The sequence below is a fragment of the Sphingopyxis sp. 550B genome (genome assembly GCF_057401805.1).
The window spans coordinates 1,888,066-1,904,239 of sequence record NZ_CM171610.1; the positions used below are offsets into that span (position 1 = coordinate 1,888,066).

Consider the following 16,174-nt stretch of genomic DNA (forward strand, 5'->3'; position numbering starts at 1 on the left):
GAAGCGCTTTAGGGCGTCCGCATGCCCGTTTTGGCGCTCGATTCACCTCGGAATCGCCAATTTGGGGCGTAAATACCCGGTTTCACCCTAAAATACCCCTTTCCACCCCGAACGACTCTTGATAGGCAGGAATCGGAGAGGGGCAATCTCCGCCTGAGTCATTTGACCCGGAATCCGTGCGATTTCGGGATCAGGGAAGTTTTGCCCGGAGGCGCGAGAAATAGGGGCTGCAGCGATGGCGGTTGTAACGCCCGGACGATACTCGGGCACCAACTTCGCCGCGATCGATGGCAAGGGGCGGATCGCCGTCCCTTCGCAGTTCCGCAACAATGTGCCCCTCAATGCGGACGGTCAGCGCGTGCTCTGGGTCGGCTTCCATGAAAAGCTGCCCTGCCTGGTCGCCTATGGGCAGGACCAGTACGACCGCCTCTCCGACGAGATCGAGCGCGATCGCGACACCGCGCTCGCCCGCAATCTCGACTTCGACGAGGACGAGGCGTTCAAGAAGCGCTTCAGCTATACCGAGGCCTATACGCTCGACGACAGCGGGCGCTTCCTCCCCAACTTCACCGCGCGCGACCGCGTCGGAGAGGCGGGGGCGACCGCCTTCGTCGGATCGGGTCGCCGCTTCGAAATCTGGTGGCTGCCGACGCTTGCCGAATGCGCCGAGGCCGATCCGGTGCTCAAGCGGCTCGCGGCCGCCTGGGCCGAAACGAAGGGGAGGGCGCGCAAGTGACCGGGCTTCCCCGCGATCCTCGCCACGATCCGGTGCTGCGCGACGAGGTCGTCGCCGCGCTCGTCATCGGTCCGGGCGAGCGGCACGTCGATGCGACCTTCGGCGCCGGCGGCTATACCCGCGCGATGCTCGCGGCGGGGGCGGAAGTGATCGCCTGCGACCGCGACCCCGACGCGATCGCGGAGGGGCAGGCGCTGGTCGACGAGGCCGGCGGCCGGCTGACGCTGATCCACGGCCGTTTCGGCGAGATCGACCGCCTGCTCGCGGCGCGCGGGATCGATGCGATCGACGGCATCGCCTTCGACATCGGCGTGTCGTCGATGCAGCTCGACCGCGAAACGCGCGGCTTTTCCTTTCAAGCCGATGGCCCGCTCGACATGCGCATGGCGCAGGAGGGCGAAAGCGCCGCCGAGTGGCTGAACCGCGCCGACGAGAGCGAGATCGCCGACGTCCTCTATCATTATGGCGACGAGCGCCAGTCGCGCCGCGTCGCGCGCGCGATCGTCGCCGCGCGGCCGCTGTCGCGCACCGGCGAACTCGCGGCGGTGATCCGCAAGGCGCTGCGGCATCCGCCGGGCGCGCCGAAGGACCCGGCGACGAAAAGCTTTCAGGCGATCCGCATCCACATCAACGGCGAACTCGACGAACTGGTCGCGGGGCTGGAGGCGGCGGAACGCGTGCTGCGTCCCGGCGGCCGTCTTGCGGTGGTCAGCTTTCACAGCACCGAGGATCGCATCGTGAAGAATTTCCTGCGCGAACGCAGCGGCGGCGACGCCGGCGGTTCGCGCCACCGGCCCGCGCTTCTTCCTTCGGCGCGGGCCGCCACTTTCCACCCGCCCGCGCGCAAGCTGCGCCCGGGCAAGGCCGAAGAGGCGCGCAATCCGCGCGCGCGTTCGGCGACGCTGCGCAGCGCGGTGCGGACGGCGGCGCCCGCCTGGCCCGCGACGATGACGAAGGAGGCGATGTCATGCTGATGGCGGCCCGCAAGCTTCAGGGGATCGGCCTGGTCCTGCTGGTGCTGGTCTTCGCGATGATGCTCTACCCGGTGTCGCTCAAGGTCGCGGCGACGCGCAGCGAACTGTCGCGCATCGAAAAGCAGATCGACCGGACGCGCGACAATATCCGCTATCTCGAATCCGAACTGGCGGTGCGCGCGTCGATGCGCCAGCTCGAACAGTGGAACGCCGACACCTTCGGCTATTCGGCGCCCTCGGCGTCGCAATATCTGTCGAGCGAGACGCAGCTCGCCTCGATCGACCGCCTGCCGCGCGCACGCGGCGCGAACGAGGTCGCGCCGGTGCTGATGGCGATGGTCAGCCCGGTCGGCACGCCCGAAGCCGCGCCCGCCCCGCCCGCCGCCGCGCGGCCCGCCGCCGAAAAGCCCGTCGTGCTCGCGCAGGCGGACAGCGCGGTGCGCAGCGATGCGCTGCCGCACATGGCGCCGACGCGGCGGCGCGAACAGCTCAAGATGATCGAGGATCAGCTCCTCACCGAATCGACGCTCGCTGACCTCAAGCGTCAGGCGGCCCGCGAAGCGGCGGGAGGCAAGACGCCGCAATGAACACGCTGGTCGTCCGACCGACCCGGGTACGGACCGCGGGGGTGCGGCAGCAGATATTGCTGACCGCGCAGCAGCGTCTGATGATGCTGATGCTGCTGTTCATGGCGGCCTTTTTCCTCGTGTCGGTGCGGCTCGTCTATTTCGCGCTGTTCGACACTTCCGCCGGGCACCGCAACGGATCGGCGGCCTTCGTGCCCGCGCGCGCCGACATCGTCGACCGCAACGGCGTGCCGCTGGCGCGGACGATCGACGGCTATTCGATCCGTGTCGTGCCGTCGAAGCTGCTCAACAGCCGGCCCTATCTGGCCGACGAACTGCACCGGATATTTCCCGACATGCCGCGCGAGGAACTGCTCGCAAAGCTGAACGGGCCGCGTCCCACCTATATCCGCCGCCGCGCGCTGCCCGATCAGGTCGCCGCGGTCAACGCGATCGGCGATGTCGGGTTCGACTTCCCGCGCGAGAAGGAGCGGCTCTATCCGCAGCTTTCGCTCGCCGCGCACGTGCTGGGCTTCACCAACGCCGACGGGCAGGGCGTCACCGGGGTCGAGGGCGCGTTCGAGGAACGGCTGACCGACAAGGCGACGCGCGGCGATCCGCTGGCGCTGTCGATCGACGCACGCGTGCAGGGCGTGCTCGAAAGCGAGCTGTCGAACGCCGTCGCCAATCTGGAGGCGATCGGCGGCGCCGGGCTGATCCTCGACGTCCACACGGGCGAAGTGCTGGCCATGACCTCGCTGCCCACCTATAATCCGAACAAGCTGGTGCCCGACAATGGCGGCGCGCGGCGCAACGCGGTGACCTATAACCTCTACGAGCTCGGTTCCACCTTCAAGCCGCTGTCGATCGGGGCGGCGATCGACAATGGCGTGGTGACCAGCATGGCGAAGCGCTACGACGCGACCCGGCCGCTCGCGATCGCCGGTTTCCGCATCCGCGATTCGCACAGCATGGGCCGCTGGCTCAACGTGCCCGAAACGCTGATCCACAGCTCGAACGTCGTCACCGCGCAGATCGCCGACCAGCTCGGCCGCGAGAAGATGGAGGAGCTGTTCCGCAATCTCGAGTTCGACAAGCGGCCGGGGATCGACATCAAGGAACGGGCGTTCCCGCTGTGGCCGCGCGACTGGGGCCGGCTGACGACGATGACGACCAGCTACGGCCACGGCATCGCGGTGACCCCGCTGCACCTCGCCAGCGCCTATGCGGCGCTCGTCAACGGTGGCATCTGGCGCCCGGCGACGATCCTCAGGCTGGGCGACAAGGCGCCGCCGCAGGGGCGCCGCGTGTTCAAGGCGTCGACCAGCGCACGGATGCGCCAGCTTCTCCGCCTGATCGTGTCCGACGGCACCGGGCGCCAGGCCGACGCGCCGGGCTTCCGCGTCGGCGGCAAGACGGGCAGCGCCGAAAAGCCGGGCGCGGGCGGGTATCGCCGCCATTCGCTCGTCTCGACCTTCGCCGCCGCCTTCCCGATGGACAATCCGCGCTACGTCGTCCTCGCGATGATCGACGAGCCGAAGGGCAACGCCTTCAGCTCGGGGCAGCGCACCGCCGGCTGGACCGCCGCGCCGGTGGTTCGGAAAGTGGTGATGCGCGCGGGGCCGATGCTCGGCGTCTTCCCCGACGAAAGCCGCGACGTCGACGTGTCCGAACTGACGCCGCTGCTCTGGAAGGGCGGGAAGGCGGACTGATGCGTCTCTCGGCGCTCCTCGACCCGCCGGGCCCCTCGGGTGCCGACCCGGTCGTCACCGGGCTCGCCATCGACCACCGCAAGGTCGCGCCGGGCACGATCTTCGGCGCCTTCGCCGGCGAACGGTTCAACGGTGAGGATTTCATCCCCGCCGCCATCGCGGCCGGCGCGATCGCCGTGGTCGCGCGGCCGGGGGCGACGGTGGCGGGCGCGGTGCACATCGCCGACCCCAACCCAAGGCGCGCCTTCGCGCACATCGCGGCGCGCTTCTTCCACCGCTTTCCGGCGACCTGCGTCGCGGTCACCGGCACCAACGGCAAGACCTCGACGGTCGAGATGACGCGCCAGCTCTGGCGCATGGCGGGCTTTCACGCCGCCTCGATCGGCACGCTGGGCATCACCACCTCGAACGACAGCGCCTCGACCGGGCTGACGACGCCCGATATCGTGACCTTCCTGTCGAACATGGCGGGGCTCGCCGCGGAAGGCGTGACGCACGCCGCATTCGAAGCGTCGAGCCACGGCCTCGACCAGTATCGCACCGAAGGGGTGCCGGTGAAGGCGGCCGCCTTCACCAACCTCAGCCACGACCATCTCGACTATCATGGCGACATGGACGCCTATCTGGCGGCGAAGATGCGGCTGTTCCGCGAAGTGGTCGATCCGGACGGCGTCGCGGTGATCTGGGCCGACGATCTGTGGTCGGCGGCGGCCGAATATGAAGCGAAGCAGCGCGGCCTGCGGATCATGACGGTCGGGCGCGAGGGCGAGGCGCTGCGGCTCGTCGCGCGCGAGCCGACCCAGCTCGGCCAGTCGCTGACGATCGCCGCGGGGCCGCTCGCGCAGAAGGTCACGCTGCCGCTGATCGGCGCCTATCAGGCCGCCAATGCGCTGGTCGCGGCGGGGCTCGTCATCGCGACCGGCGGCGATGTCCAGCAGACGCTGGCCAATCTCGCCCGTCTCCAGCCGGTGCGCGGCCGCCTCGAACGCGCGGCGATCACCCGCGCGGGCGCACCGGTCTATGTCGATTATGCCCACACGCCCGACGCGATCGCCGCGGCGCTCGACGCGCTGCGCCCGCATGCGAGCGGGCGGCTGATCCTCGTCTTCGGCGCCGGCGGCGACCGCGACCGCGACAAGCGGCCCGAGATGGGCCGGGTGGCGGCCGCCGGGGCCGATGTGCTGATCGTCACCGACGACAATCCGCGCGGCGAGGATCCCGCCGCCATCCGCGCCGCGATTGCCGGGGGCGCGCCCGATGCGCGCGTGATCGGCGACCGCCGCGCCGCGATCGCCGCCGCGATCGCCGAGGCGCGCGCCGACGACATCGTCTGCATCGCGGGAAAGGGGCACGAGCAGGGGCAGATCGTCGGCAGCGGCGCCGCGGCGCGCGTCATCCCCTTCGACGACGTCGCCGTCGCGCGGGAGGCGGCGGCATGACCCCGCTGTGGACAGCGCGCGCCATCGCCGCAGCCACCGGCGGCACCGCCAGCGCCGACTTCACCGTGCACGGCGTCGCCTTCGATTCGCGCGAGGTGACAAAGGGCGACCTGTTCATCGCGATGAAGGGCGAGGCGACCGACGGCCACAAGTTCATCGACAAGGCGATCGTCGCCGGCGCCGCGGGCATCGTCTGCGAAACCGCCATCGACCATCCGCACGTCCGCGTCGCCGACAGCGCGGCGGCGCTGAACGCGCTGGGCATCGCGGCGCGTGCGCGCAGCCATGCCCGGATCGTCGGCGTCACCGGATCGGCGGGCAAGACGGGGACGAAGGAGGCGCTGTTCGCGGCGCTCGACCGCTTCCGCCCCGGCAAGGCGCATCGCTCGGTCAAAAGCTACAACAACCATGTCGGCGTGCCGCTCAGCCTCGCGCGCATGCCGGGGGCCGCCGATTTCGGCGTGTTCGAGATGGGCATGAACCATGAAAGCGAACTCGCGGCGCTGACCCGCATGGTCCGCCCCCACGTCGCGATCGTCACCACCATCGCCCCTGCGCATATGGAATATTTCGGCAGCGAAGCGGCGATCGCCGACGCCAAGGGCGAGATTTTCGAAGGGCTCGAACCCGGCGGCACCGCGATCATCCCCTTCGACAGCCCGCATCATGCGCGGCTGCGCGCGAAGGCGGAGCAGCATGCCGCGCACATCGTCAGCTTCGGTTTCGGCGAGGGCGCGGACGTGCGCGCGGTCGACTGGCTGCCCGACGGACAGGGCGGCTCGCTGGTCACGGCGCAGGTGCAGGACGCACTGCTCTGCTTCACCATCGCGCAGGCGGGCGCGCATTGGGTGTCGAACGCGCTGGCGGTGCTCGCGGCGGTCAAGGCGGTCGGCGGCGACCTGCCCGCGGCGGGACTCGCCTTTGCCGAGATGGGCGGGCTCGCGGGACGCGGCGCGCGCCACCGGGTCGCGGTGCCCGGCGGCGAGATTCGGGTCATCGACGAAAGCTATAACGCCAACCCCGCTTCGATGGCGGCGACCATCGGCCTGCTCGGCGACGAATCCGCCGGGCGGAAGGTGGCGATATTGGGGAGCATGAAGGAACTCGGCCCCGATGGCGCCGCCTATCACGAAGCGCTGGCCGCTCCGCTCGTCGCGGCGGGAGTGCAGTTCGCCCTGCTCGTCGGCGAAGAGATGGCGCCGCTCGCCAAAGCGCTTGAGGGGCGCGTCGATTTCGAGCATGTGCCCGCCCACGCGGCCGCGACCGCGCGGCTGAAGGACGTGATCCGCGCCGGCGACGTCGTGCTGGTCAAGGGATCGAACAGCGTCGGTCTGTCGCATGTCGTCACGGCGCTGACCAACGGGGACTATTGATGTTATATTGGCTGGCGGAATGGCTTGGCTTTCCCGGGGCTCTCAACCTCATCCGCTACCTGAGCTTCCGCTCGGGCGCCGCGGTCGCGACCGCGCTGATCATCGGGCTGTGGATCGGGCCGCGCTTCATCCTGATGCTGCGCATGCGGCAGGGGAAGGGGCAGCCGATCCGCGACGACGGCCCGCAAAGCCATCTGGCGAAACGCGGCACGCCGACGATGGGCGGGCTGATGATCCTGATTTCGCTGATGGTTTCGGCGCTCTTGTGGATGGACCTGTCGAACCGCTTCGTCTGGGCCTGCCTGTTCGTCACCGGCGGTTTCGCGCTCGTCGGCTTCCTCGACGATCTCGACAAGGTGACCAAGTCGAGCCATCGCGGCATTCCGGGGCGCGTGCGGCTGGCGATCGAATTCGGCATCGCGGCGGTCGCGGTGCTGCTGATCGTGTCGCGCACCGGCACCGACCTTTATCTGCCCTTCTTCAGCGACGTCACCATCCCGCTCGGGCCCTTCTTCTATGTCTTCGCGATGGTGCTGATCGTCGGCTTCGGCAATGCGGTGAACCTGACCGACGGGCTCGACGGGCTCGCGACCTTTCCGGTGATGATCGCCAGCCTGACCTTCCTCGTCATCGTCTATCTGTCGGGCAATGCGAAGTTCGCGGGCTACCTCGGCATCCCGCACGTGCCGGGGGCGGGCGAGCTCGCGATCTTCGCCGCGGCGATCATCGGCGCCTGCCTGGCCTTCCTGTGGTTCAACGCGCCGCCGGCGGCGGTGTTCATGGGCGACACCGGCAGCCTCGCGCTGGGCGGGGCGCTCGCGACGATGGCCGTCACCGCGCAGCACGAACTGGTGCTGGTCCTCGTCGGCGGGCTGTTCGTGGCCGAGGCGCTGTCGGTGATCATCCAGGTCTTCTGGTACAAACGCACCGGGCGGCGCGTCTTCCGCATGGCGCCGATCCATCATCATTTCGAGCAACTGGGATGGCCCGAATCGACCGTGGTCATCCGCTTCTGGATCGTCTCGATCGTCCTCGCGCTCGCGGGGCTCGCGACGCTCAAGCTGCGATGATCGGCGCGCGCGCCTTCGCCGGCCGCCGCTATGCGGTGCTCGGGCTGGCGCGCTCGGGCCTCGCCACGGTCGAGGCGCTGATCGCCGGCGGCGCGGGTGTCACCGCGTGGGACGACCGCGCGGAGGCGCGCGACGCGGCGATGGCGCTCGGCGCCGATATCGGCGACCCGCTGGCGATCGACCTCGCCGGTTTCGCGGGCGTCGTGGTCTCGCCGGGGGTGCCGCTCAACCGCCATCCGATCGCCGACCATGCGCGCGCGGCGCACGTGCCGGTCATCGGCGACGTCGAACTGTTCGCGGAGGCGCGCGCCGATCTGCCCCCGCACAAGGTCGTCGGCATCACCGGCACCAACGGCAAGTCGACCGTCACCGCGCTGATCACCCATATGCTCCAGACGGCGGGGATCCCGGCGCTGATGGGCGGCAACATCGGCCTGCCGATCCTGACGCGCGATCCGTTGTCGCCAAATGAAAACGGCGTCGGCGTCTATGTGCTGGAATTGTCGAGCTATCAGATCGACCTGACGAGCAGCCTCGCCTGCGACGTGGCCGTGCTGTCCAACATCACGCCCGACCATCTCGACCGCTACGACGGTTTCGAAAGCTATGCCGCCTCGAAGGCGCGCCTCTTCGCGCTCCAGACCCCCGATCAGGTCGCGGTGATCGCGGTCGACGACGATCCGTCGCGGATGATCGCGGGGCGCGTCGCGCATCGGCTCCACCGCGTGTCGGCAAAGGATATCGACCCCGCCGACCAGGCGCGCTGGCCCGCGCTGCAGGGACCGCACAACGCACAGAACGCCGTTTGCGCGATCGCGGTGTGCCGCGTGCTGGGGCTGAACGACGAACAGATCGAGCGTGGGCTCGCGACCTACACCGCGCTCCCGCATCGCATGGAATGGGTCGGCGAAGCCCGTGGCGCCCGCTGGTACAACGACAGCAAGGCGACCAACGCGGCTTCCGCTGCACCGGCGCTGGCGGCCTTTCCGCCGGCGCCGGACCAGCGTCTGCACTGGATCGCCGGGGGGCGGGCGAAGGGCGACGGGCTCGCCGCCTGCCGCCCGTGGTTCGGCAACGTCAGGCGCGCCTATCTGATCGGTGAGGCGATGGACCCGTTCGCGGCCGAGATCGGCGACGCCATCGCGGTCGAACGGTCGGGCGACCTCGCGACCGCCGTCGCGCAGGCCGCCGCCGCCGTCCGGCCGGGCGACGTCGTGCTGCTGTCGCCCGCCTGCGCCTCCTTCGACCAGTTCGCGGATTATGAGCAGCGCGGCGACGCGTTCCGCGCGGCCGTTTTGGCGCTTGGCGAATGACGGCCTTTCATCTCCGTTCGTGTCGAGCGAAGTCGAGACGCCGCGAAGTCGTGCACGGCCGATGGACGTCTCGACTTCGCTCGACGCGAACGGACGGGGCAGGTGCCCGCCCGGTGTTGGCCAGGGCATGAGTGGGGAGCCGGACAGCATGAACGCCACCGAACGACCCGTCATCGCGGCGACGACCCGGACGGCGAAGCGCCGCGGGCCGCGGCTCAGCCGCGCCGACCGCACGCCGCTCGGCCTGTGGTTCTGGGAAATCGACCGGGTGCTGCTGCTCCTCGTCTCGATGCTGGTCGCGGTCGGGCTGGTCGCGGTCGCCGCCGCTTCGCCGGTCGCGGCGCAGAAACTGTCGACGACGACCGCCAGCCTCGATCCGCTCTATTATTTCTACCGCCAGCTGATGTGGGTGATCGTCGGCGTGCCGGTGATGCTCGCGGTGTCGATGCTGCCCAAGCCGCAGGCGCGGCGCTTCGCCATCTACGGCACGCTGACCTTCCTGATCCTGCTGTTCCTGGTGCCGCTGATCGGCGCCTCGGTGAACGGCGCGCAGCGCTGGCTCGGCAGCGGCATGTTCCGGCTGCAACCATCGGAATTCCTCAAGCCCTTCTTCGCGGTGTCGCTCGCGTGGATCCTGTCGCTGCGGCTCCACGACCAAAGCCTGCCGGTCGTGCCGCTCTCCTTCGTCCTGACCGGCATCATCGGGGTGCTGCTGATGGGACAGCCCGACCTGGGGCAGACGATCATCTTCATCGGTACCTGGCTGGTGCTGGTGATGGTCGCGGGGCTTTCGATGCGGATCATCGTGCTGCTCGCCACCGGCGGGCTCGCAGGGCTGGTCGTCGCCTATTTCACCTATTCGGTCGCGACCCAGCGCATCAACAGCTGGCTGTTCGGCGAAGGCGACAGCTTTCAGGAGGACAAGGCGCATGCGACGATCACCGCCGGCGGGCTGATCGGCACCGGCCCCGGCGCCGGGCTCGCCAAGTTCAAGCTGCCAGAGGCGCACACCGACTATATCTTCTCGGTGATCGGCGAGGAATTCGGGCTGATCGCGTGCCTTGCCATCGTCGTCCTCTATCTCGCGATCATCGTCCGCGTTCTCGTCCGCCTGCTCGACGAAGAGGACAGTTTCCTGATCCTTGCCGTCGCCGGACTGATCGCGCAGTTCGGGGGGCAGGCGACGATCAACATGGCGGTGAACACCCAGCTTTTCCCGTCGAAGGGGATGACGCTGCCCTTCATCAGCTATGGCGGCTCCTCCTTCATCGCGCTGTCGATCGGCATGGGTTTGCTCTTGTCGCTGACCCGGCGGAACCCCTATGCCGCGCGGGTGTCCCTGACCCGCAACTGGAACAAGAAATGATCGCCCGCCGATGACCGCGACCCGCCACTTCCTCCTCGCCGCCGGCGGCACCGGCGGCCATATGCTGCCCGCCTATGCGCTGGCGGGCGAACTGATCGCGCGCGGGCACCGCGTGGCGCTGGTCAGCGACGACCGCGGCCTCAGGATTCCGGGCGCGCCCGCCGAACTCGAAACGCATGTGCTGCCCGCCGGCCGCGTCCACGGCGGCCCCGTCGGCTGGGTCAAGGCGGCGCTGGCGATCCGCAAGGGGCGCCGGCAGGCGATCGAACTGATCGGCGAATTCGACCCGGCCGTCGTCGTCGGCTTCGGCGGCTATCCCTCGCTGCCCAGCCTGCTCGCCGCGGGGGCGACGCGGCGGCCGCGCGTGATCCACGAACAGAATGCGGTGCTCGGCCGCGTCAACCGGCTGATGGCGCCGCGCGTCGATGCGGTGGCCGTCGCCTACCGCAACATCCATCGCTTCCCCGAAAAGCAGGCGATGAAGCGCCACCTCACCGGCAATCCGGTGCGCGAGGAGATCGTCGCGATCCGCGAGGAAGGCTTCCCGCCGCTGCCCGAGGACGGCATCGTCCGCCTGCTCGTCGTCGGCGGCAGCCTCGGCGCCACGGTGCTGAGCGAGGTGGTGCCCGCCGCGATCGCGATGCTGCCGCCCGCGCTGCTCGAACGGCTGCAGGTCGTGCAGCAGGCGCGCGAGGCGGATATCGAGGGCGTGCGTGCCCGCTATGCCGAACTCGGCGTCGCGGCCGAATGCGCGCCCTATATCGCCGACCTGCCCGAACGGCTGCGCTGGGCGCATCTGTTCATCGGCCGCGCCGGCGCCTCGACCGTCGCCGAACTGGCCTGCGCGGGCCGCCCGGCGATCTTCGTCCCCTATCCGCACGCGATGGACGATCACCAGCGCTGGAACGTCGTCGACCTGGTCGAGGCGGGGGGCGCCATCGCCTTCGCGCAGGCGGATTTCACCCCCGCCGCGGTCGCCAAGCATATCCAGCGCATGGCGCTCGAACCCGGCGCGCTCGAGGCGGCGGCCGGGCATGCGGCGGGCTGCGGCCTACCGCAAGCGACGCGCGATCTGGCCGACCTCGTCGAATCCTTCGCGCCGCCGCCGCTGATGGACGTGATCCGCGTCGGCGCCAGCGCCCAGCGCGCGCCGGCAAGCGGCGTCGCCGCGGCGCGGGAGGCGAACTGATGCGCGGCGTCGCGACCGATATCGGCATCATCCACTTCATCGGCATCGGCGGCATCGGCATGTCGGGGATCGCCGAGGTGATGCACAACCTCGGCTATCAGGTGCAGGGCAGCGACATCGCCGAATCCTATGTCGTCGAGGGGCTGCGCAAGCGCGGGATCAAGGTGGCGATCGGCCACGCCCCCGAAAATGTCGAGGGCGTCGCGGTCGTCGTCACCTCGACCGCGGTCCAGCGCGGCAATCCGGAGGTCGAGGCGGCGCTCGCGCAGCGCGTGCCGATCGTCCGCCGCGCCGAGATGCTCGCCGAACTGATGCGGCTCAAGTCGACCGTCGCCATCGCCGGGACGCACGGCAAGACGACGACGACCAGTCTCGTCGCCGCGCTGCTCGATGCGGGCGGGATCGACCCGACGGTCATCAACGGCGGCATCATCAACAGCTATGGCTCGAACGCACGGCTCGGCGCGTCCGACTGGATGGTGGTCGAGGCCGACGAGAGCGACGGCAGCTTCCTGCGCCTCGACGGGACGATCGCGGTCGTCACCAACATCGATCCCGAACATCTCAACCATTACGGCAGCTTCGACGCGATCAAGGCCGCCTTCGTCGAGTTCATCGAGAATGTGCCCTTCTACGGCGCCGCGATGCTCTGCCTCGACCATCCGGAGGTGCAGGCGATCATCCCGCGCATCCGCGACCGCCGCATCGTCACCTACGGCTTCTCCGCGCAGGCCGACGTGCGCGGCACCAACGTCACGCCGGGACCCGACGGCAACCGCTTCGACGTCGTGGTGCGGGACCGCGACGGGGGCAGCCGGACGATCGAGGGCATCCATCTGCCGATGGCGGGCCGCCACAATGTCCAGAACGCGCTCGCGGCGGTCGCGGTGGCGCTGCACATGGGCGTGCCCGACGCGCGCATCGTGTCGGGCTTCGAGGGGTTCGCGGGGGTCAAGCGCCGCTTCACCAAGGTCGGCGAGATCGCGGCGGCTGAAGGTGTCGTGACAGTCATCGACGATTACGGCCACCACCCGGTCGAGATCCGCGCCGTGCTCGCCGCCGCGCGCGAGGGCGTGGGGATGGGGCGCGTCGTCGCGGTGGTCCAGCCGCACCGATTTACACGTCTTCGCGACCATATGGACGAGTTCCAGCAGGCGTTCAACGACGCCGACATCGTCTATGCGCTGCCGGTCTACGCGGCGGGCGAAGCGCCGATCGAGGGGGTGACGTCGGCGGCGCTCGTCGAGGGGCTGCGCGACCGCGGCCACCGCGACGTCGCCTTCGTCCCCGACGCCGCGGCGCTCGCCGCGACGGTCGCCGGGGCGATCGCGGCGGGGCAGATCGGCGCCGGCGACCGGATCATCTGCCTCGGCGCGGGCGACATCACGAAGATCGCGGCAGGACTGGCGGCGGCGGTGGAGGGGCAGGCATGACGTCCGATCCCAAAGCCGTTCGTCCTGAGCCTGTCGAAGGACAGTCCTTTTCTCGTGCGGAGGAAAAAGGGAAGATCGGCCCTTCGACAGGCTCAGGGCAAACGGCATTTGGGAATGTCCGCGGCAAGCTCACCCCCGATGCCCCGCTGGCGCCGCTCGTCTGGTTCAAGGCGGGCGGTCCCGCCGGCTGGCTGTTCGAGCCGAAGGATGCCGACGACCTGTCCGCCTTCCTGCGGGATCTCGACCCCGCGATCCCCGTCATGGCGCTCGGACTCGGCTCGAACCTGATCGTCCGCGACGGCGGCTTCCCCGGCGTCGTCGTGCGGCTGGGCAAGGCGTTCGCGACGGTCGCGGCGGTCGATGCGACGACGCTGCGCTGCGGCGGCGGCGCGTCGGGCATCCTCGTCTCCTCGACCGCGCGCGACGCCGGCATCGCGGGGCTCGAATTCCTGCGCTCGATCCCCGGCACTGTCGGCGGCTTCGTGCGCATGAACGGCGGCGCCTATGGCAGCGAGGTCAAGGACATATTGGTCGAGGCCGAGGTCGTGCTGCGCTCGGGCGAGCGCCGCACGCTGCCGCTTGCCGACCTCGGCTACAGCTATCGCCACAGCGCCTTGCCCGCGGGCGCGGTGGTGACCGGCGCGACCTTTCGCGGCCGCCCCGGCGACCCGCAGGCGATCCAGGCCGAGATGGACCGCATATCGGCGAGCCGCGAGGCGTCGCAGCCGCTGCGCTCGCGCACCGGCGGCTCGACCTTCAAGAATCCCGAGGGGCACAAGGCGTGGCAGCTCGTCGACGCGGCCGGCTGCCGCGGGCTCACGGTCGGCGGCGCGCAGGTCAGCGAGAAGCACACCAATTTCCTCATCAACACCGGCACCGCGACCAGCGCCGACATCGAGGCGCTGGGCGAAGAGGTGCGCCGCCGGGTGAAGGCGAACAGCGGCATAGACCTGCAATGGGAGATTCAGCGCGTGGGAGTGGAGACGTGAGCGTGGCAATCAAAATCCTCCCCGCTTGCGGGGAGGGGGACCGCGAAGCGGTGGAGGGGGCTGGCGTCCTCAAACAGCGTCGGCGGGCCGCGATCGCCCCCTCCGTCAGCCGCTTCGCGCCTGCCACCTCCCCGCAAGCGGGGAGGACTTTCCGATGACCCGCGGCCCCTGGCATGTCGCCGTGCTGATGGGCGGCTGGTCCGCCGAGCGCGAGGTGTCGCTGATGAGCGGCAAGGGCATCGCCGACGCGCTCGAATCGCGCGGGCACCGCGTGACGCGCATCGACATGGGCCGCGACGTCGCGCAGCGGCTGGCAGAGGCGAATCCCGACGTCGTGTTCAACGCGCTCCACGGCGTGCCGGGCGAGGACGGGACGGTGCAGGGCATGCTCGACCTGATGGGCCTGAAATATACCCACAGCGGCCTCGTCACCTCGGTGATCGCGATCGACAAGGAATTGACGAAACAGGCGCTGGTGCCGCATGGCGTTCCGATGCCGGCGGGGACCATGGTCGACAGCGAAAGCCTCTTTTCCATCGACCCGCTGCCGCGTCCCTATGTGCTGAAGCCCGTCAACGAAGGCTCGTCGGTCGGGGTCGCCATCGTCAGGGACGACAGCAATTACGGCAACCCGATCGCGCGCGACGCCGTGGGGCCGTGGCAGGCGTTCGACCGGCTGCTGGCCGAACCCTTCATCAAGGGGCGCGAACTGACCGTCGCGGTGCTGCGCGACGAACCGCTCGGCGTCACCGAATTGCGCGTCAAGTCGGGCTTCTACGATTATGACGCCAAATATACCGACGGCCTGACCCAGCATGTCTGCCCCGCCGACGTGCCCGAAGAGGTGGCGCGGCGGATGAAGGACCTGGCACTCCAGGCGCATCGCATCCTCGGCTGCAAGGGGGCGTCGCGCTCGGATTTCCGCTGGGACGACGAACATGGCCTGGCGGGCATCTATCTGCTCGAGGTCAACACCCAGCCCGGCATGACGCCGCTCAGTCTCGTGCCCGAACAGGCGCGCGCGATCGGCATCGACTATGCCGAGCTGGTCGAGCGCATCGTGGAGGATGCCCTGTGAGCAGCACGCGGATCAAGCGCGCCAAGGCCCCGCCGCGCCGCCCGGTCCGGGCGCCGCGCAAGCGCAGGCGGGTCCAGACCTCGCGCCTCGACGCGATCATCAACGCGCTGCCGGTGCGGCCCGCGACGCTTCAGCGGATCGCCAACTGGACGATCGGCCTCAGCCTGTTCGCGGTCGCCGGACTTGCCGCCCATGCGACGGGGGTGACGGCAAAGGTGCAGGAGGAATGGGCGCAGGCCGTCGGCCGCGCGGGGTTCCAGGTGCGCAAGGTCGAGGTCGTCGGCGCCGACCGCATCGACCGGCTGAAAGTCTATGACATCGCGCTCGCGCAGAAGGATCGCTCGATGGCGGCGGTCGATCTGGAGGGCGTGCGCCACGACCTGATGCAATATGGCTGGATCAAGGATGCGCGCGTGTCGCGGCGGCTGCCCGATACGCTGGTCGTCGATATCGTCGAGCGCTCCCCCGCCGCGATCTGGCAGAATGCGGGCCGCCTGTCGCTGATCGACGAAAAGGGCGTCGTCCTCGAACCCGTTTCGGTCGCGACCATGCCCGACCTGCCGCTGGTCATTGGCCCCAGCGCCAACCGCCGCGCGCAGGACCTCGACCGGCTGTTGGCAGAGGCGAGCAGCCTCAAGGAACTGCTGGCGGGCGCGACCTGGGTCGGCAACCGCCGCTGGGACCTGCGGTTCCGCAGCGGCGAGACGCTGTCGCTGCCCGAAGGCGAGACGGAGGCGAAGCGTGCGCTCGCCAAATTCGCGCATATGGACGGCGCCAACCGGCTGCTCGGCCGCGGCATCCTGCGCTTCGACATGCGCGATCCCAGCCGTTTCGTGCTACGCCTGCCGCACGAGGGGCAGGTGGCGCCCGCGAAGCTCGACGCCGCGCGCGCGACCGCCGATGCCGTCGCGGCGAGCACCGCGAACGAGGGGTAGG

Annotated in this window: 14 protein-coding genes; all 14 read left to right on the forward strand. The window is 69.7% G+C overall.

The annotated features are described in order from the left end of the window. Positions 1-235 precede the first annotated feature (235 nt). On the forward strand, positions 236-736 hold the full coding sequence (locus tag AC2S9W_RS08805; RefSeq protein ID WP_067105580.1) for a division/cell wall cluster transcriptional repressor MraZ: 501 nt from the start codon (positions 236-238) through the stop codon (positions 734-736). Beyond that, positions 733-1,710, forward strand: coding sequence for a 16S rRNA (cytosine(1402)-N(4))-methyltransferase RsmH (gene rsmH, locus AC2S9W_RS08810; RefSeq protein ID WP_486571940.1), 978 nt, complete (start codon positions 733-735; stop codon positions 1,708-1,710). The genes AC2S9W_RS08805 and rsmH overlap by 4 nt, the downstream gene beginning before the upstream one ends. After that, positions 1,704-2,297, forward strand: a complete 594-nt coding sequence (locus tag AC2S9W_RS08815) for a hypothetical protein (RefSeq protein ID WP_067105575.1) — start codon at positions 1,704-1,706, stop codon at positions 2,295-2,297. Before rsmH ends, AC2S9W_RS08815 begins: the two co-directional genes overlap by 7 nt. Next, positions 2,294-3,988, forward strand: coding sequence for a peptidoglycan D,D-transpeptidase FtsI family protein (locus AC2S9W_RS08820; RefSeq protein WP_486571941.1), 1,695 nt, complete (start codon positions 2,294-2,296; stop codon positions 3,986-3,988). The genes AC2S9W_RS08815 and AC2S9W_RS08820 overlap by 4 nt, the downstream gene beginning before the upstream one ends. Beyond that, a complete protein-coding gene (locus tag AC2S9W_RS08825) occupies positions 3,988-5,427 on the forward strand; it encodes a UDP-N-acetylmuramoyl-L-alanyl-D-glutamate--2,6-diaminopimelate ligase (protein ID WP_486571942.1) in 1,440 nt (479 codons plus the stop codon). The genes AC2S9W_RS08820 and AC2S9W_RS08825 overlap by 1 nt, the downstream gene beginning before the upstream one ends. After that, positions 5,424-6,800 (forward strand): UDP-N-acetylmuramoyl-tripeptide--D-alanyl-D-alanine ligase, encoded by a 1,377-nt coding sequence (locus AC2S9W_RS08830; RefSeq protein ID WP_486571943.1) that lies wholly within the window; start codon positions 5,424-5,426, stop codon positions 6,798-6,800. The genes AC2S9W_RS08825 and AC2S9W_RS08830 overlap by 4 nt, the downstream gene beginning before the upstream one ends. Further along, positions 6,800-7,870, forward strand: coding sequence for a phospho-N-acetylmuramoyl-pentapeptide-transferase (gene mraY, locus AC2S9W_RS08835; protein ID WP_104959450.1), 1,071 nt, complete (start codon positions 6,800-6,802; stop codon positions 7,868-7,870). Before AC2S9W_RS08830 ends, mraY begins: the two co-directional genes overlap by 1 nt. Next, the gene (murD, locus tag AC2S9W_RS08840; RefSeq protein ID WP_486571944.1) at positions 7,867-9,183 is read left to right on the forward strand and encodes a UDP-N-acetylmuramoyl-L-alanine--D-glutamate ligase; all 1,317 of its coding nucleotides are present in this window, start codon (positions 7,867-7,869) and stop codon (positions 9,181-9,183) included. The genes mraY and murD overlap by 4 nt, the downstream gene beginning before the upstream one ends. Positions 9,184-9,331: 148 nt before the next feature. After that, positions 9,332-10,549, forward strand: a complete 1,218-nt coding sequence (locus AC2S9W_RS08845; protein WP_104959451.1) for an FtsW/RodA/SpoVE family cell cycle protein — start codon at positions 9,332-9,334, stop codon at positions 10,547-10,549. A 10-nt stretch (positions 10,550-10,559) separates the two neighbouring features. Further along, positions 10,560-11,738: an undecaprenyldiphospho-muramoylpentapeptide beta-N-acetylglucosaminyltransferase gene (gene murG, locus AC2S9W_RS08850; protein WP_067105564.1), complete on the forward strand. Its 1,179-nt coding sequence runs from the start codon at positions 10,560-10,562 to the stop codon at positions 11,736-11,738. Beyond that, positions 11,738-13,171, forward strand: coding sequence for a UDP-N-acetylmuramate--L-alanine ligase (murC, locus tag AC2S9W_RS08855; protein ID WP_486571945.1), 1,434 nt, complete (start codon positions 11,738-11,740; stop codon positions 13,169-13,171). Before murG ends, murC begins: the two co-directional genes overlap by 1 nt. Further along, entirely contained in the window at positions 13,168-14,160 is a 993-nt protein-coding gene (murB, locus tag AC2S9W_RS08860; RefSeq protein ID WP_486571946.1) for a UDP-N-acetylmuramate dehydrogenase, read from the forward strand. The genes murC and murB overlap by 4 nt, the downstream gene beginning before the upstream one ends. Positions 14,161-14,314: 154 nt before the next feature. Continuing rightward, positions 14,315-15,238 carry a D-alanine--D-alanine ligase gene (locus AC2S9W_RS08865; RefSeq protein WP_486571947.1) on the forward strand — a complete coding sequence of 308 codons (924 nt, stop codon included), beginning with the start codon at positions 14,315-14,317 and terminating at the stop codon, positions 15,236-15,238. Further along, positions 15,235-16,173, forward strand: a complete 939-nt coding sequence (locus AC2S9W_RS08870; RefSeq protein WP_486571948.1) for a cell division protein FtsQ/DivIB — start codon at positions 15,235-15,237, stop codon at positions 16,171-16,173. The genes AC2S9W_RS08865 and AC2S9W_RS08870 overlap by 4 nt, the downstream gene beginning before the upstream one ends. The last annotated feature ends 1 nt before the right edge of the window (position 16,174 follow it).